Below are 16,145 nucleotides of genomic sequence, written 5' to 3' on the forward strand. Positions count from 1 at the left end.
GAGCCCCATGGCCGCCCCATTCCTCGTGCTCTCCCCGGACGGCCGGGATGCGGAGGTGATCCGCCTCGTCCTGGACGAGGTCGGCCTGAAGTCTCGCGTCTGCCCGGACCTGCGGGCGCTGTGCCACGGCTTGGCGGAGGACGTCACGGCCGTGATCCTCTCCGAAATCGCGCTGGCGTCGGGCATGGACGAGCTGATCGCCTGCCTGGAGGCACAGCCGCCCTGGTCCGACCTGCCGGTCCTGGTCCTGACGGCGCGCGGCCAGCGTGCGGCCACCAGGACGCGATGGGCCCTGTTCCAGCGGCTCGGCAACGTGACGCTGCTGGACCGGCCCCTGCACGCCGAGACCTTGCAGAGCGCGGCGCAGTCCGCCGCGCGGACCCGCCTGCGCCAGTACCGCACCCGATCGCACCTCGCGCACATCGAGCAGGCCAACGACGAGCTGGAGCGCCGGGTCGAGGAACGGACCCGCGCCCTTCAGGCCGAGATGCTGGAACGCCAGCGGGCGGAAGAGGCGTTGCACCAGGCGCAGAAGATGGAGGCCGTGGGCCAGCTGACCGGCGGGATCGCCCATGACTTCAACAACCTGCTCCAGGTCATGCTCGGCAACCTCCACATGGTGCAGGGCAAGCTGTCCGGCGACGAAACGCTGCGGCGCTACGTCGCCATGGCCATCTCGGCCGGCGACCGCGCCGCAGCGCTCACCCGGCACCTGCTGGCCTTCGCGCGCCGCCAGCCGCTGGCCCCCCGGAACCTGGACCTGAACGCGCTGGTCACCGCCATGACCGGGCTGCTGCAACGCTCCGTCGGCGAGACGATCCAGGTGGAGACGGTGCTGGCCGCCGGCCTGTGGCGGACCTGGGCGGATGCCAACCAGGTGGAAAGCGCGCTGCTCAACCTGGCCATCAACGCCCGCGACGCCATGCCGAACGGCGGGCTTCTCCGCGTCGAGACCGGCAACGCCGTCCTGGACGAGACCTTCCCCGCCACGGACATGGACATCCTCCCCGGCCAGTACGTCATGCTGCGTGTCACCGACACCGGCATCGGCATGCCGCCGGACGTCCTGAAGCGGGCGTTCGAGCCGTTCTTCACGACGAAGCCGATCGGCAAGGGCACCGGCCTCGGCCTCAGCCAGCTCTACGGCTTCGCGCGTCAATCGGACGGGCACGCGACCATCGATTCGGAACCGGGGCGCGGCACGACCGTCAGCCTGTATCTGCCGCGGCACGACGGTACCGTCGGGGCGGGCGAGCCCGCCGCCTTCCCACAGCCGGCGCCGCCGGCCCACCATCGGAGCGATGAAACCATCCTGGTGGTCGAGGACGAGGCGCTCGTGCTGATGCTGTGGACGGAGGCGCTGGAAAGCCAGGGCTACCACGTCCTGCAAGCCGGGGAGCCCGAGGCGGCGATCGCCATTCTGGAGTCGGACACGCCGATCGACCTGCTGGTGACCGACGTGGGGCTTCCGGGAATGACAGGCCGCGAGTTGGCCAGCGTCGCCCGGACGCTTCGGCCCGGCCTGAAGGTGCTGTTCGTGACCGGCTACGCCCATTACGCCGCGCTCGAACCGGAAAGCCTTCAACTCGGCACGCGGATGCTCAGCAAGCCGGTCGGCGTGGATTCCCTGCAAAGCACGGTTCGCACGATGCTCGATGGGACCGCCCGGTGACGCACGGTGAATGGTGATCGGCGCCCTGCCCTATTGCAGGCTGCCCCAGCGGCGGGTGGCCGGTTCCGCGAGCGCCCACTGCCATTGGCCGTCCTTGCCGCGGCAGACCGTCGTCACGGTAAGATCGGGGGCGTCGTCCAGGGTGAACACGACGTCCTTGCAGGGAATCGCCGCGCCGAAGGTTCGGGCGACTTGGACAGTCCCGATCTTCCCGCTCAGCGGCAACGCCTCCTCCACGCGCCAGGGCGCCGCCTGGCCGACGTCCAGCGGGCCGGCCGCCGCGGCGACCGCGTGATGGACGTTGTCGGTGATGCGCCGCTCCACATACTTCACCCCTTGGTCGATGCCGTAGCTCGCGCCCGCGCCGGCCAGCAGGCCCAGGAAAGGATTTCCCGTGGCCGAACCGACCGTTGCGGCGACGCCCGCGGTGGTCACGCCGGTCACGGCGGACCCGACGCCGGAACAGCCGCCCAAGCCAAGGGCCCCGACGGCCATCAGGCAGAACCGCAGCGTGACGGGCAGAAGTAACGGATGAGCGGAGGACCGGGACGTCATGGCATGGCGTTTGTCGTTTTTCGTTCGCGGGATCGTAGCCCGGCACCGGCGTGCCGCCCCGTGGCCGAAGCGTGACCTTCACCGGCCGCCCGGGCAGGAGCGACCCGACAGATCCGATCCGAACGCCATACCCCGCGTGCCATAACCCCTCTGTTCGGGCACGTCTCCGGGGCGTCACCGTCGTTGGTTCACGCAGGAAACGCACGCCGATGCCCGTCGGCACGGCGTGGTGGATGGAACGGAAAGGACTTCCCCGGATGCGCCGCGACGCTCGCCAAGACCTCGACCGACTGACAGCCGCGCTGATCGTCGGCTTATTGCAGGATGTGCCGCCGGAGCGGCGCGAGCGATGGGAAGGATCGCAGATATTCGGGCGGATCATCGCCCGCGCCCGCTCCCTTTCCAGGCCGGAGGAAACCGGCGAACGGGCGGGACCGTCAGCATCGGTTTAAAAATGGGCGCTTCGGCAGTCCTGCGCTTGTCGTCCGCGGACGGGGCCCCATGGTCATTCCATGACGTTGAAACACGCGTTCGCCCTCACCGCCCTTCTGCTCGGAACGGCTTGCGCCGGCTTCCCGCCGAAGGCCGACGCGCCTTCCGACCGGAGCCTCAGCAGCACCTCCTACGAGAGCGGCTACGGCATCCGTCCCAAGGGCCCGCAGAGCGTTGGCGATAGCCAGATGGATTGGGGTCTGTAACGTCGCGCCGAAAAGGACGAAGCCGGCAATAATATTGCGAAATAGCGATCGTTGTGGCAATATAACGCCCCCCCAGAAGGGAGGGTGCCATGCGCGCAAACGTCGTGTATGCCTTGACTGCCTTCGCCTGCGTCGCTTCCCTGGCGGCCTCCGCCCAGCAGGGCGGCTTCAAACTGAACGAGGTGTTCCGATCCGGCAAGACGGCAACCGTACAGGAGCTTCAGTTTCCAACCGGCAAGGTCGAAATCGTCGCCGGGGTCGGCGAGTTCGCGACCGGGTCGGAAACGCCGATGCACAAGCATCCCTACCCCCGCCGCCTCTACATCGTCGAGGGAACCTTCACGGTCACGGAAGAGGGCAAGCCGCCGCGCACATATCCCGCGGGCAGCTTCGTCGTCGAAGCCGTCGACGTCTGGCACACCGGCGGCAACACGAGTTCCGCCCCGGCGAAAATCCTCGTGATCGATGAGGTGCCCGCCGGCATGAACAATCTTGTGCTGAAGCCAAAGTAAGACAGCCTTAGGTAATGGACGGTGCGGCGGATCACGCGAACGCCGCACCGAGCCTCCGAAATCACCGACCTCCCCCACGACCTCGCCGGTCCCGTCCCGGGCGGGGGCCGTTCTCCGGCGACGGGGCCTTGACGCGACGCTCGGCCCGGTTGGCGATGATGGCCTTCTGCACGGTCTTGAACGCCTTGGCCTCGATCTGGCCGATGCGCTGGCGCGACAGATTGAAGCGCCGGCTCAACTCGTCGGCCGGGACCGGCTCGTCGAGCAGGCGCCGGGCGATCAGAATCTGGCGGTCGCGGTCGGTCAACTTTTCAAGGCCCAGCTTGATCAACTGCCGTTGCTGGAACCGCTCTTCCGATTCGGCCAGACGAGCCTCCTGGTTGGTCCGCTCGTCGGCCAGAAGATCCTGCCATTCCGCCTCCCCATCCTCGCTCAACGGGGCGTTCAGGGACCGGTCGATGGACAGACGCCGGTTCATCTCCACAACCTCGCTTTCCGGAAGCCCCAGTTCGCCCGCGATCTCCGCCGCCGCTTCCGGCGACAGATCGCCCCCGGAAAAGTTGTCTTCCAGTTCCCGCATGCGCGCCTTCAGGCGGCGCAGGCTGAAGAACAGGGTGCGCTGGGCCACCGTCGTGCCGATCTTCACGACGGACCAGTTGTGCAGCACATATTCCTGGATGGCCGCCCTGATCCACCAGAACGCGTAGGTCGCGAAGCGGTAACCCTTGTCCGGGTCGAACTTCCGCGCGGCCTGCATGAGGCCCATGTTGCCCTCGGCGACGAGGTCGGCCAGCGGCAACCCGTAGCGCCGATGGTCCTTCGCCACCTTCACCGAAAGCCGCAGATGGCTGCCAACCAGCCGGTCGAGCGCCCGCGCGTCGCCGTCGTCGCGCCAGCGGCGGGCCAAATCCTGCTCCTCCTCCGGAGTCAGGTAATCGTATTTCCGCAGATCCTTCAAATACAAGGTCAGAGGCTCGGCGGAACGGAAATGCTCCTGCATGAGTGGCTCCTCGCCCCGGCATCGGTCCTTTGCCCTGCAAGGCTGCCGCCCGCCGCTCCGGTCAGCCGCGAAACCGGGGCAGCGACGCGCGGCCAGCGTGTGGCCCAGGGCCAGCCGTCGTTCATCAGCGATGTCGGGGACGACGCCTTATGTAGGCAGCCGCAACCTTGGATCAAGGCGCCGCGCGGCCGCCCTTCCGCGCGTCGGGATGGGGCGCGTCCCTGGGCTGAACGACGACGTTCGGGGGGGCCGATTCCGGTTCGCCCCCGATCGCGTCCCGCAGCGCGCCCCGTAAAGCGCCCTGGGCGATCGCCTCGGCGGTGCCGGCCGCGGTGGGACGTTCGACGCGCAGCGTGCCGGGCCGGGCCCCCTGTGCGCCCGCCGCGGCCATGTCGGCTTCCACCGCCGCGATGCTGGACGGAAGAACGAGGCCGAGCCGAGAGGCGTGCTCCGCCATGGCCACGCTGTCGGCGGCGAGCACCAGCGTGCTGCCCGCGCTCGCCACCGCCGCGGCCAGCCCTTCGATCTCCCGGACGCGGTCCTCCCCTCGGGACACGTTGCGGATCAGCACGGCGAGGACCCGCCCCGGATGCTCGTCGACGATCTGCCGGTAAATCTCCGGGTCATGCTGCCCGCTGTCGCCGATCAGGACGAAGGGGAGGTCGTGGTAGAGGTCCAGCATGTTGCGGATCAGGATCTGCTTGTGGTCCTCCGCCCGGCGCGGCAGCGGGCTTGTCCAGCGCAGCCCCCATTCGCGCAGGAACAAGATCGGACCGATGGGAATGCGGTGAAGCCGGAAGAACTCGTCCAGCACGTCGTAGATGCCCCACGGCGCGCGCGAGACGTAGAGCATGGGGTTGCATTCGCGCTCCGACACGCCGTCGTGCAGCGCCCGGTAGAGCGCCGCCACGCCGGGAAACGGGCTGCGGTCTTCGGCGTCCTCGACGAACAGTCGCCAGAGCATCGCGAGCTTGTTGGCGACGCCCGTGCGCATGACGGTGTCGTCAATGTCGCTGATGACCACGAAGCGGCTGCGTTCCGGCGCGATGAAAACATCCGCCTCCGCCTCGACCGGATGCGCCCCCTCCAGACGAAGATCCACGGTCAACCAGGGCCGGGCGGCGGGCGGCGGTTCCGGGAATGTCAGGTGGATGCGGAAATAGCCGTCGCGGTCGGTCGCGACGCGCTGCTCCGCCCCGTGGCACCGGGCCGTGACCTCGGCGCCGCGCACGGCACGGCGGGCGATGCGCCGGGCGATGTCGCGCAGGTGGGCGGCGAGATCCTCCCGCCCGGAAGCGCCATGCGACGCCGACTGGCGAAACACCCGCCCGATCAGGAAAGCCTCCGTCCGCGAACCATAACCGCGGTAGGGCTGAAGCACGACGCCCTCCGCCCCGTGGGCCCGCCGCACCGGCCGGGCGAACAGGTCCAGGATCCGCGCCGCCGCCCGCTTCCGCCGCGCCGCCCACCACGATATCGCTCCGCCAGGGCCCATGTCCGCCGCTCCGCCCCCGTGTCCGTTGCCCTGTCCTATCAATGGGCCGGCTCGGAAAAAGATCCTCGGATGAGGCAAGAAATCGATGCGAGGAACGGGACGGGGCCCTGTTGTCGGTGGGATGCCCGCGGTGCTTCGGCCCCGGCCACCCCTTTCCACCCGCAAGGACGTCCATCATGTCGGAACAGGCGTTGAAAGACCTCTTCATCAAGGAATTGCAGGACACCTACAGCTCTGAGACGCAGATTTTGGAAGCCCTGCCGGCGATGGCGGATGCGGCCTCCTCGCCCCAGCTCAAGCAGGCGTTCCAGACCCACCTCAAGGAGACCGACGGCCAGATCAAGCGCCTGGACCGCATCTTCCAGATGCTTAAGGCCGATCCGGGCGGCAACACCTGCGAGGCGACGCAAGGGTTGGTCGAGGAAGCCGAGGAGATCATGGAGGAAGGCCTCCCCGCCGAAGTGCTGGACGTCGCCCTGATCATGGCCGCCCAGAAGGTCGAGCATTACGAGATCGCCAGCTACGGGTCGCTCCGCACCCTGGCCGAGACCTGCGGCATGACCGACGTCGCCAAGCTGCTGGAGGAAACGCTGGAGGAGGAAAAGGCGACCGACCAGAAGCTCAACCAACTCGCCGAAGGCGAGGTCAACCAGCGCGCCTTCAAGGCCGCGTAGTCGGATGCGCGGGCTGGCCCGGGCAATCAAGGCCCGACCAGCCCGCAACCCTTTGGCACCGCCGGGCATTGAAAGCCTCGTCGCCAATCGCTGGCCGGGGATGCTGATGACCGGATTTCGACGCGCGCTTGCGGGTTTGGTCGTTGCCGCGCCGCTCGCCCTGGAGGGTGCGCCCCTTCGGGCGGATCCGGTGCCGAAGGACGTGCTCGTCGTCGGGCAGATCGCGGAGCCGGCGTCGCTCGACCCGGCGGTCAGCACCGCGACCAACGATTTTCGCATCCTGGTCAACCTGTATGAGGGGCTGGTCCGCTACAAGCCCGGAACGCTGGAGGTCGAACCCGCGCTGGCCGAGCGCTGGACGGTGTCCGACGACGGGCTGACCTATCGGTTCACGCTGCGCGACGGCGTCACCTTCCACGACGGCACGCCCTTCGACGCGCAGGCCGTGAAATTCAATTTCGACCGCCTGCTGGACAAGACCCATCCGGCGGCCGACACCGGGCCTTTCCCCCTCGCCTTCTTCTTCTCCGCCATCGACCGCGTCGAAGCGGTGGACCCGCGCACTGTCCGCATCACGTTGAAGGAGCCCTTCGCGCCCTTCCTGTCCAACCTCGCCTACCCCACGGGCCTGATGGTCTCCCCCACCGCGGTGATGAAGGAGCGCAAGGGATTCGGCCGCCAACCGGTCGGCACCGGCCCCTTCCGTTTCGTGGAGTGGCAGGCCAGCCGGCGCGTGGTCATCGAGCGGAACCCGGGCTATTGGGGCCCGCCCGCCACGCTGCGCTCGGTGATCTTCCGCCCGGTCACCGACCCGAACACCCGCGCCATGGAGATGCTGGCCGGCGGCCTGGATGTGATGGTGGAGGTTCCGGCAGACGCCCTGTCGCAGTTCCGCGACGAGGACGGGTTCCGCGTTTACGAGCAGGCCGGCCCGCATTTGTGGTTCCTGATCCTGAACACCCGGCACGGGCCGTTGAAGGACCGGCGCGTCCGGCAGGCGGTGAACCATGCCATCGACAAGCGGGCCATCGCCGACAGCATCCTGCAGGGCACGGCCATCCCGGCCCGGGGTCCCGTCGCCCCGGCCTTTGACTGGGCGGCTGACCCGGCCATTCAAGGCTATCCCTACGACCCTGACCGGGCGCGGGCGCTGTTGAAGGAGGCCGGGGCGGAGGGCGCGTCGCTGGCCTTCCTGGTGGCGGAGGGCGGGTCCGGCATGCTCGACCCGGTCGCCATGGGGACGGCCATCCAGGCGAACCTCGCCGCGGTAGGCCTCAAAGTGACCATCCAGACCTACGAGTGGAACAGCTACCTCGCGCGCGTGAACGGCGGGCTCAGCGACACGGCGGACATGGCGGAGATGGCCTGGATGACCAATGATCCCGACACCCTGCCCTACCTGACGCTGCGGTCCGACGCGCTGCCGGAAAAGGGCGGCTTCAATTCCGGCTACTACGCGAACCCGGCGCTCGACCACCTTCTGGAGCAGGCACGGCGCAGCAATGACCGGAGCGAGCGTGGTGACCTCTACCGGCGTGCGGAGTGGATCGTCGTGGAGGACGCTCCCTGGGCCTTCGTCGCGCACTGGAAGCAGAACGCGGTCACCACGGCGGCGGTGCGGGGCTTCGCCTTGCAGCCGTCCTTCTTCCTGCTGCTCGACCGCGTGTCGAAGGACTGAGGGACGCGCCCGTGGCTTCCTACATCCTCGGCCGGATCCTGGCGCTGGTGCCCGTGCTGTTCGGGCTCAGCGTCATCGTCTTCCTGATCATGGCGTTGATCCCCGGGGACCCGGCGACCGCGATCCTCGGCCCCTACGCGACGCCGGAGAACGTCGCCCGGATCAACCACGACCTGGGCCTCGACCGCAGCCTGCCGGTGCGCTACACGACTTGGCTCGGCCACGTTTTGGCCGGCGACTTGGGGCGATCTTCCAGCCTCAACCGGCCGGTGCTGGACGAGGTGGCGGAGCGCTTCTCCGCCACACTGGTGTTGGCCGGCGCGGCGCTGGTTTTGGCCTCGATCCTGGGGCTGCTGGCCGGGATTGTCTCCGCCGTGCGGCAGTTCGGGCTGGCCGACAAGCTGGTGACGCTGGCGGTGCTGGTCGGCATCTCCATGCCGACCTTCTGGCTGGGCCTGCTGCTGATCCTGGCCTTCGCCGTCCGCCTGCGCCTGCTGCCGGTGAGCGGGATGTTTTCGATCTACGGCGGCGGCGACCTGCCCGACCTGCTGCGGCATCTGGCTCTGCCCGCCGCGACGCTGGCCGTGGTGGCCGCCGGGGTGATCGCGCGGCTGACGCGGTCGGCCATGCTGGACGTGCTGCGCCAGGACTTCGTCCGCACCGCCCGCGCCAAGGGCCTGACGGAGCGCCGCGTGGTGTTCGGCCACGCGCTGCGAGCGGCCATGGTCACGGTGATCCCGGTGATCGGCATCCAGGCCGGCTTCGTGCTGGGCGGTGCGGTCTACATCGAGACGGTGTTCCAGTGGCCGGGCATCGGCCGCATGCTGGTGAACGCCATCGCCACGCGGGACGTGCTGCTGGTCCAGGGCGGGGTGCTGGTGGTCGCGGCCAGCTACGTCCTTTTCAACCTTTTGGCCGACGTCCTTCAACGCCTGCTCGACCCGAGGATCGCGCCATGAGCGCTGGTTTCGCGCTGCTGCGCCGCGTGATGCGCAACCGGCTGGCGGCGCTGGGCCTCGTGCTGCTGGCGCTGATCGTCGTGGTCGCAGTGGTGGCGCCGATTCTGCCGCTGGCCGATCCGGACGCGACCGCGCCGGCGCGGCGCCTGTTGCCGCCCTTCAGCCCGGGCGCGTGGCTCGGCACCGACACGCTGGGGCGCGACCTGCTGGCGCGGCTGGTCTGGGGCACGCGGCTGAGTTTGGCGGTGGGCGTCGCCGCTTCGGCGCTGGCGGCGCTGGTCGGGTCGGCGATCGGGCTTGTCGCCGGCTACGCGGGCGGGCGGGCGGACAGCCTGCTGATGCGCGGCGTCGACGTGCTGATGGCGTTTCCCTACTTGCTGCTGGCGCTCGCCATCGTCGCGGCGCTGGGGCCAGGGCTGCTGAACGCGCTGTACGCCGTCGTCGTCGCCAACATCCCCTTCTTCGCCCGCAACGTCCGCGGCGTCACCGCGGGTTTGCGCCACCGGGAGTTCGTGGACGCCGCGCGCCTGTCCGGCATGGGCGGGCCACGCATCCTGTTGACGGAGGTGCTGCCGAACGTCCTGCCGGTGATCGTCATCACCGCGTCCACCACGGTCGGCTGGATGATCCTGGAAACGGCCGGCCTGTCCTTCCTCGGTCTGGGGTCGCAGCCGCCGCAAGCCGACCTCGGCTCCATGCTGGGGGAAGGGCGCAAGGCGCTGATCACCGCGCCGCACGTCGCCGCCTTGCCCGGCCTCGTCGTCTTCCTGATCGTCATGAGCATGAACCTGATCGGCGACGGGTTGCGCGACGCGCTGGACCCCCGCCTGCGCTCCGGCCTGCCCGCCCGGCCGAGCGTGGCCACGCGCGTGGAGCGGCACAGCGGCGACGCGCATCCGACAGACGGCGCCCTCCTGGCCATCTCCAACCTCCGCACCGCCTTCGAAACGGACACCGGGACGGTGGACGCGGTCAAGGGCATCAGCCTGCGGGTGGCGCCCGGCGAATGCCTGGGCATCATCGGGGAGTCGGGATCGGGCAAGTCGGTCACGGCGCTGTCCATCGCGCGGCTCGTCGCCTCGCCGCCGGGCGTCGTGCGCGGCGGCGCGGTCCGCTTCGGCGGCGACGACCTGCTGGCCCTGCCGGTCGGCGCGCTGCGCCGGCTGCGCGGCGGGCGGATCGCCTACGTCTTCCAGGATCCGCTGACCACGCTCCACCCGCTGATGCGCGTCGGCGCGCAGGTGGTGGAGGCGATCCGCGCCCACCAGCCCGTGCCGGGGGCCGAGGCGTGGCGCCGCACCGTGGACCTGTTCGCCGCGGTGAAGCTGCCCGACCCCGCCGGCATCGCCCACGCCTACCCGCATGAACTCTCCGGCGGGCAGCGCCAGCGGGTGTCCATCGCCATGGCGCTCGCCAACGATCCGGAGCTGATCGTCGCGGACGAGCCGACCACCGCGCTGGACGTCACCGTGCAGGCGGAGGTGCTGGACCTGCTGGACGAGCTGCGGCAGCAGCGCAACCTCGCCATCCTCTTCATCAGCCACGATTTCGGCGTGATCGCCCGACTGTGTGACCGGGTGGCCGTGATGCACCGGGGCGTGGTCGTGGAGGAGGGCGACGCGCGCGCCGTCCTCGCCGACCCGCGGCACGACTACACCCGGCGCCTGCTCGCCGCCGTGCCGGTCCTCGGGCAGCCCCGGCGCTTGGTCCCGGCCGCGCCAACGGTCGCGGGGGCCGGGCTTGCGGTCGAGGTCCGCGCCCTGTCCAAGACCTACCCCGCGCGCCGCTCCCTGTTCGGGCGGTCGCGCCCGGCGGTGCGGGCGCTGGACTCCGTGTCGCTGCGGGTCGCTGAGGGCGAGACGCTGGGCATCGTCGGGGAATCCGGCTGCGGGAAATCGACGCTCGCCCGCTGCCTCGTCGGGCTGACGCGCCCGACCGCGGGGACCATCCGGCTGGACGGGCGGACCGCGGACGAGCTTGCCGCCGCCGGGCCGAGGACGCTGGGCCGCACGGTGCAGTACGTTTTCCAGGACCCGCTGTCGTCCCTCAACCCGCGCAAGTCCATCCGGAACGTCCTGGCGGCCCCCTTGCGCTTCCTGGCCGGTCTCGACACTGGCGCGTGGGAGGCGCGCATGGTGGAGCTGATGCGCTCGGTCGATCTCGACCCCGCCGTGCTCGACCGCTACCCGCACGAGTTCTCCGGCGGGCAGGCCCAGCGCATCGCCATCGCGCGGGCGCTCGCCGCCGGGGCCCGGATCATCGTGCTGGACGAGGCCGTGTCCGCGCTGGACGTGTCGGTGCAGGCACAAGTGCTCCGCCTGCTGGCCGAGTTGAAGGCGCGGCACGGCCTGACCTACCTGTTCATCAGCCACGACCTCGCCGTGGTGCAGGCCGTCGCCGACCGCATCGTCGTCATGGCCGCCGGCGCCATCGTCGAGGAAGGCCCGTGCGAGCGGCTGTTCGCCGCCCCGCGGCACCCCTACACGCGCGGCCTGATCGACGCGGTTCCCACCCTACCGTCCTGATGCTCATGACCGGCGTGGCTTCACAGGGACGCGCCGCCGCACACGAAGATCCGCTGCCCGGTGATGCCCGCCGCCGCGTCGGACAGGAGGAAGGCGGTCAGCGCGGCGACCTCCTCCGGCTTGATGAAGCGTCCGATCGGGGGCAACTTCGGCGGAAGGCCGGCGCGGTTGGGGTCCTTCAGCATCGGCGTGTCCGTCGCGCCCGGCGCCACCACGTTGACCGTGATGCCGCGCGGCGCCAGCTCCAGCGCCCAGGAGCGGGCGAGCGCCACCATGGCCGCCTTGGTCGCCGCGTACTGGCTGCGACCGGCGGCGCCCTCCGCGGTGCGGCTGCCGATCAGGACGATCCGCCCCGCATCGGGCATCCGGGCAGCGGCATGCTCCACCAGCTGAGTCGCCGCCTCCACGTGCAGGCGCCACATCACCCGCGCGCCCTCGGCGTCCAACTCGCCCAGCGTGCCGACCCGCATGACGCCGGCGGCGTGCACGAGGGCATCCACCGCCGGCAGTCCGGACAGGACGTCCGCCACGGCCGTAGCGTCCAGCAGGTCCACCGGCGTGACGCGCAGGTGGGGATGCGCGAAGGCGGGCGGCGTCCGGCTCATCCCCTCCACCGCCCAGCCCTCGCGCAGGAGATGCTGGGCAATGGCCGCACCGATCCCGGAACTCACCCCGGTGACCAGCGCGCGGCGGGGGAGGCCCTGGCCGTCCCCCGCGGATGGGTGATCCGCCATGCTCATGCGTCCTTGGCCGGCCAATCCAAGGGAACGCGGCTGTACTTGATCGCTTGGCGGAAGTAGGTGAAGGCGACGTGCAGGTCGCCGTCCGCCGTCTGCGTGACCGAGGGGTAGGAGAACTCCCGGTTCAGGCTGTCCTTGGAGTTGTTGGTCATGCAGTAGCCGTCCCCAACCTCCAGGTTCCGGCGCACCGGCCAGGTGATTCCGCCGTCGCTCGACAGGGCGAGCGTCAGCGGCGCGCGGGGTGCACCCCAGAAAGCCTTGCGGCCCTGCGCCTGCGCCGGGGCGGGCGCGACCGCCACCGCCGCCGCGGCGACCGGAACCGTCGCGTCGTCCTCGATCTCGTCGTACAGCGACGCGCGCCGTTCGGTCGCCTGCTCCGCGCTGGACGGGTTGCAGACGATGGCCAGCCGCCCGTCGCGGAGCGCCGTCACCTGGATGGAGGAGTTGTTGTTGGGCAACTCCGTCGGCACCGGCTTGCTCCAGCTCCGCCCGTTGTCGGTGGAGGTGCTTCGGTAGACATGGTCGGCCCACCGGCTGCGGAAGAAGGCGGCCAGGGTGCCGTCGGCTAGGGGCACAATGCTCATATGGACGCAGCCCGTGCTGTCCGGCACCGGGTGCTCCGTCCAGGTCCGGCCCTGGTCGGTGGAGATCTTCACGGCGCTGGTGTCGTTGTCGCCCACCCACTTTTCGCCCGGCGTGCCGTGGCAGAGGAAGACCGGCAGCAGCCAGTCGCCGTTCGGCAGCACGACCAACGGCTGGCGGATGAAGATGCCGTCGCCGGCCCCCGCCTCGAACAGGGTGCGGATCGGACCCCAGCTCCGCCCGTCGTCGGCCGAGGTCCGGCACCGGACGATGGCGGTATCCTGGTTGCCGGACACCTGCGCGGTGTAGAACAGCCACAGCGTGCCATCGGGGGCCAGGAACAGGACGGGGTTCTGCTCCGACCGCGACGGGTCGTCGGACAGCCGGACCGGGTCGGTCCAGCGGTCGGAGCCGGCGGCCAGCCGCGAGAAATAGATGGAGATGTCCGGAATGCCCTCCTGCGTGCCGCCGAACCAGACGCAGGCGAGGTCGCCGTTGCCGAGCACGGTGATGTTGGCGGCGTGGTTCTGGACGCAGGGCGACGGCAGGTAGCTGTCGCGGCGCTGCGGGTCGCCGGCGACGGGCGCGACGCGCCCGCGGTCGGTGGGGAGGGTGGCGGTGTCGGTCATGGCGTCACATGTCAGGAATGAGAGAAGGCTGGGCGATCAGGAGGCGTCGGCCTGCGGCGGGGCGGCCAGGACGGACGGCGCGCTCTTCCAGCGGAACAGGCGCTCCAGCCCCATCACGGCCATGGGCGTCAGCAGCGCCACGTACATGTTGTCGATGCCGTAGGGGTTGCCGAGGACGTACCAGAGGGTCGTGGTGACCGTGGCGCCCAGCAGGCCGAGCGTGGCACCCATGTTGCTGGCGAAGAAGGGCAGGAAGAAGCCGATCACGGCGATGACGGTGATGGACAGGCGTAGCGCCCGGGTGAAAAAGGACAGCTTCAGGATTTCCGGCACGAAGAAGACGAAGATCAGCGGCAGGAAGCCGATGACCAGCGACAGGATGCGGGTGGTGCGGAACTCCTGCTCCGGCGTCGGCTTCTTCCAGGGCACGTAGAAGTCGCGGACCATCAGCGAGGCGATGGCGAGGGCCACGGTGCTGACGCTGACGAAGACCGACGCGACGAGCGAGGTGGTCACCACAGCGGCCATCAGCGGGTGCATGGAGTCGAGAAATACCGGCAGAGCGTAGAGGCTCTTCATGTCCGGATGCAGGTAGTGGGCTGTCACGCCGATCAGCGCCAGCATGATGCCGAGGGGCAGGCAGAAGGCGGCGGCGTAGAAGGCGGAGTGCTGGGCCTCCTTGGCGCTGCGGTTGGAGGAGATCGCCTGGATGATGAACTGGGTGGAGAAGATGGCGCCGACGGTGCCGATGACCCAGGCGAAGACGGTCGGCAAGCCGATGGTGCCGTCCCAGGTGAAGTAGTAGCCGGGCAGCTTCTCCATCACCGGCGCGATGCCGCCGCTCGCCGACAGCGCGACGCCGAGGATCAGGGCGATGCCGACGACCTTCAGCGCGCTGTGCAGGATGGTAACGTAGGCAATCCCCTTCAGCCCGCCGAACACGTAGTAGAAGGTGCTGACCACCGCGATGATCACCATGGCCCAGGTCAGGTTCAGGTTCATCACCGTGGACAGGGCCGCGGCACCGCTGACGTAGTTGCCCACGTTCACCAGCAGGAGCGCGTACATCATGATGATCGACACCGTCCGCATGGTGGAGGTGCCGTAGTGCTTCGCGATGGCGGCGGAGATCGTGTACTCGCCGGACCCGTAGATCCGCCGAGCGAAGAACAGGCCGAACAGCAGGAAGCCGATCGACGCGCCCAGCACCGACCAGGAGGCGGCCATGCCGGAGGAGAAGGCCTCCTGCGCGGTACCGACCGTCGACTTGGCGCCGATGAACTCCGACATCAGCAGCACGCCGACGACCGCCGCCGGCATGGAGCGCGCCGCGTTCATGAATTCCCCGGTGGTCCGGCTGCGCAGCCGCACCGTCAGCCACGAGGTGAAGAGGATGTAGGCCGCGACGATCCCCAGGATCAACGCGCTTTCCGCACTGGTGAAGTGGTTCATGGACGGCTCCCTAGCGGGCGGATGGCTCCGCCTTTCTGTGTCGTTGTCGTATGGCCGGTGTCTCCGGGCCTGTGCGGCCTCACACCGCTTCGGCGTAGCGCGCGGCGATCTCCTTGATGCTCCGGTTCACGTCCTCGGCGATCAGCGTCGGGCCGCGGCTCCAGCCGACCTCCGGCATGGCGTGGCAGAGCGCGCGCTTGACCATCGCCGGCGGGAAGCCCAGGGCGTACAGCTCCTTGCGAAGCGCGCTGAAACGCGCCTGATAGGTTTCCGCCGCGTCCAGGTCGCCGCGCAGGAAGGCGGCGTGGATGGCGTTCAGCGTCACCGGGCAGAGGTTGCCGAGGCCGGAGACGCAGCCCACGGCCCCGTTGCGCAGGCCGTGCAGGACCAGCGAGTCCGGCCCGACCAGAACGTCGAAGCCGTCCCGCTCCCGCGCCACGGCCAGGAAGCCGTCCAGGCTGTCCTGCGAGCCGGCGCTGTCCTTGATGCCGATGATGTTGGGATGCTCGGCCAGCACCCGCGCGGTCTGCGGGTCCAGCGTGTTCCCGGTGCGCGCCGGGATGTTGTAGAGGTAAAGCGGCACCGTCAGCGCGTCGGCGACGCGCCGGTAATGGTCGACCAGCTCGGCCTGCGAGCAGGCGATGAAGGACGGCGTGATGGCCGACACCGCCTTGACGCCCAGCCCCTGGATGGCCTTGCCGAGTGCGATGGTTTGGTGGGTGGAGACCTCGCCGATGTGGGCCAGCACCGGGACACGGCCGGCGGCGGCCTCCACGCTGACCTCGGCGACCTGCACCTTCTCCTCGAAGGACAGGGCGTAGAACTCGCCGTTGGTGCCGGCGCAGAACACGCCGTTGCCGGCGGACGCCTGGCGCTCCACCTGGCGTCGCAGCGCTGCGACCGCAACGCGCTCGTCGCCGTCGAAGGGCGTGACGATGGCGACGAAAGGACCCGTGATCTTGCTCATGGCCTGT

At 69.7% G+C, this 16,145-nt stretch carries 15 protein-coding genes; 8 read left to right on the forward strand and 7 right to left on the reverse strand.

All coding sequences use genetic code 11. The features are described from left to right. The first annotated feature begins 7 nt into the window (after positions 1-7). Complete coding sequence (locus M2351_RS28845; protein WP_264659477.1) at positions 8-1,672, forward strand: response regulator; 1,665 nt, start codon at positions 8-10, stop codon at positions 1,670-1,672. A gap of 30 nt (positions 1,673-1,702) precedes the next feature. On the opposite strand, the gene M2351_RS28850 is transcribed toward M2351_RS28845, so the two are convergent. Then, positions 1,703-2,167, reverse strand: a complete 465-nt coding sequence (locus tag M2351_RS28850) for a hypothetical protein (protein WP_264659478.1) — start codon at positions 2,165-2,167, stop codon at positions 1,703-1,705. 269 nt (positions 2,168-2,436) lie between these two features. On the opposite strand from M2351_RS28850, the gene M2351_RS28855 reads away from it, so the two are divergent. The 3 genes from M2351_RS28855 to M2351_RS28865 all read left to right on the forward strand — a co-directional run bounded on the left by M2351_RS28855 (position 2,437) and on the right by M2351_RS28865 (position 3,437). Next, positions 2,437-2,679 (forward strand): hypothetical protein, encoded by a 243-nt coding sequence (locus M2351_RS28855; protein WP_264659479.1) that lies wholly within the window; start codon positions 2,437-2,439, stop codon positions 2,677-2,679. Between the two features lie 60 nt (positions 2,680-2,739). Then, positions 2,740-2,925: a hypothetical protein gene (locus M2351_RS28860; protein ID WP_264659480.1), complete on the forward strand. Its 186-nt coding sequence runs from the start codon at positions 2,740-2,742 to the stop codon at positions 2,923-2,925. 89 nt (positions 2,926-3,014) lie between these two features. After that, positions 3,015-3,437, forward strand: coding sequence for a cupin domain-containing protein (locus M2351_RS28865; RefSeq protein ID WP_264659481.1), 423 nt, complete (start codon positions 3,015-3,017; stop codon positions 3,435-3,437). Between the two features lie 61 nt (positions 3,438-3,498). Here the strand turns inward: M2351_RS28865 and M2351_RS28870 are convergent, their stop codons facing one another. Further along, positions 3,499-4,437 carry an RNA polymerase factor sigma-32 gene (locus tag M2351_RS28870; RefSeq protein WP_264659482.1) on the reverse strand — a complete coding sequence of 313 codons (939 nt, stop codon included), beginning with the start codon at positions 4,435-4,437 and terminating at the stop codon, positions 3,499-3,501. A 172-nt stretch (positions 4,438-4,609) separates the two neighbouring features. Next, positions 4,610-5,932 carry an App1 family protein gene (locus M2351_RS28875; RefSeq protein WP_264659483.1) on the reverse strand — a complete coding sequence of 441 codons (1,323 nt, stop codon included), beginning with the start codon at positions 5,930-5,932 and terminating at the stop codon, positions 4,610-4,612. Between the two features lie 176 nt (positions 5,933-6,108). On the opposite strand from M2351_RS28875, the gene M2351_RS28880 reads away from it, so the two are divergent. From M2351_RS28880 to M2351_RS28895, 4 genes are all read left to right on the forward strand, one after another. Next, positions 6,109-6,606 (forward strand): YciE/YciF ferroxidase family protein, encoded by a 498-nt coding sequence (locus tag M2351_RS28880; protein WP_264659484.1) that lies wholly within the window; start codon positions 6,109-6,111, stop codon positions 6,604-6,606. Between the two features lie 106 nt (positions 6,607-6,712). Further along, entirely contained in the window at positions 6,713-8,284 is a 1,572-nt protein-coding gene (locus M2351_RS28885) for an ABC transporter substrate-binding protein (protein ID WP_264659485.1), read from the forward strand. An 11-nt stretch (positions 8,285-8,295) separates the two neighbouring features. Further along, on the forward strand, positions 8,296-9,243 hold the full coding sequence (locus tag M2351_RS28890; protein ID WP_264659486.1) for an ABC transporter permease: 948 nt from the start codon (positions 8,296-8,298) through the stop codon (positions 9,241-9,243). Beyond that, positions 9,240-11,768: an ABC transporter ATP-binding protein/permease gene (locus tag M2351_RS28895; RefSeq protein ID WP_264659487.1), complete on the forward strand. Its 2,529-nt coding sequence runs from the start codon at positions 9,240-9,242 to the stop codon at positions 11,766-11,768. The genes M2351_RS28890 and M2351_RS28895 overlap by 4 nt, the downstream gene beginning before the upstream one ends. Positions 11,769-11,788: 20 nt before the next feature. On the opposite strand, the gene M2351_RS28900 is transcribed toward M2351_RS28895, so the two are convergent. The 4 genes from M2351_RS28900 to M2351_RS28915 form a co-directional block, all read right to left on the reverse strand. Further along, on the reverse strand, positions 11,789-12,502 hold the full coding sequence (locus M2351_RS28900) for an SDR family NAD(P)-dependent oxidoreductase (RefSeq protein ID WP_264659488.1): 714 nt from the start codon (positions 12,500-12,502) through the stop codon (positions 11,789-11,791). A gap of 2 nt (positions 12,503-12,504) precedes the next feature. Then, positions 12,505-13,719 (reverse strand): sialidase family protein, encoded by a 1,215-nt coding sequence (locus tag M2351_RS28905; RefSeq protein ID WP_264659489.1) that lies wholly within the window; start codon positions 13,717-13,719, stop codon positions 12,505-12,507. Between the two features lie 36 nt (positions 13,720-13,755). After that, a complete protein-coding gene (locus M2351_RS28910; RefSeq protein WP_264659490.1) occupies positions 13,756-15,171 on the reverse strand; it encodes a sodium:solute symporter family protein in 1,416 nt (471 codons plus the stop codon). Between the two features lie 79 nt (positions 15,172-15,250). Continuing rightward, positions 15,251-16,138, reverse strand: coding sequence for a dihydrodipicolinate synthase family protein (locus M2351_RS28915; RefSeq protein ID WP_264659491.1), 888 nt, complete (start codon positions 16,136-16,138; stop codon positions 15,251-15,253). Positions 16,139-16,145: the final 7 nt, after the last annotated feature.

It is taken from the genome of Azospirillum canadense, from assembly GCF_025961225.1.
GTDB lineage: Bacteria > Pseudomonadota > Alphaproteobacteria > Azospirillales > Azospirillaceae > Azospirillum > Azospirillum canadense.

Bases quoted from the DNA above. Each gene is read 5' to 3' on its own strand.
- M2351_RS28845 (WP_264659477.1), top strand. From the start codon at position 8: ATGGCCGCCCCATTCCTCGTGCTCTCCCCGGACGGCCGGGATGCGGAG.
- M2351_RS28850 (WP_264659478.1), bottom strand. From the start codon at position 2,167: ATGGCCGTCGGGGCCCTTGGCTTGGGCGGCTGTTCCGGCGTCGGGTCC.
- M2351_RS28855 (WP_264659479.1), top strand. From the start codon at position 2,437: ATGCCCGTCGGCACGGCGTGGTGGATGGAACGGAAAGGACTTCCCCGG.
- M2351_RS28860 (WP_264659480.1), top strand. From the start codon at position 2,740: ATGACGTTGAAACACGCGTTCGCCCTCACCGCCCTTCTGCTCGGAACG.
- M2351_RS28865 (WP_264659481.1), top strand. From the start codon at position 3,015: ATGCGCGCAAACGTCGTGTATGCCTTGACTGCCTTCGCCTGCGTCGCT.
- M2351_RS28870 (WP_264659482.1), bottom strand. From the start codon at position 4,437: ATGCAGGAGCATTTCCGTTCCGCCGAGCCTCTGACCTTGTATTTGAAG.
- M2351_RS28875 (WP_264659483.1), bottom strand. From the start codon at position 5,932: ATGGGCCCTGGCGGAGCGATATCGTGGTGGGCGGCGCGGCGGAAGCGG.
- M2351_RS28880 (WP_264659484.1), top strand. From the start codon at position 6,109: ATGTCGGAACAGGCGTTGAAAGACCTCTTCATCAAGGAATTGCAGGAC.
- M2351_RS28885 (WP_264659485.1), top strand. From the start codon at position 6,713: ATGACCGGATTTCGACGCGCGCTTGCGGGTTTGGTCGTTGCCGCGCCG.
- M2351_RS28895 (WP_264659487.1), top strand. From the start codon at position 9,240: ATGAGCGCTGGTTTCGCGCTGCTGCGCCGCGTGATGCGCAACCGGCTG.
- M2351_RS28900 (WP_264659488.1), bottom strand. From the start codon at position 12,502: ATGGCGGATCACCCATCCGCGGGGGACGGCCAGGGCCTCCCCCGCCGC.
- M2351_RS28905 (WP_264659489.1), bottom strand. From the start codon at position 13,719: ATGACCGACACCGCCACCCTCCCCACCGACCGCGGGCGCGTCGCGCCC.
- M2351_RS28910 (WP_264659490.1), bottom strand. From the start codon at position 15,171: ATGAACCACTTCACCAGTGCGGAAAGCGCGTTGATCCTGGGGATCGTC.
- M2351_RS28915 (WP_264659491.1), bottom strand. From the start codon at position 16,138: ATGAGCAAGATCACGGGTCCTTTCGTCGCCATCGTCACGCCCTTCGAC.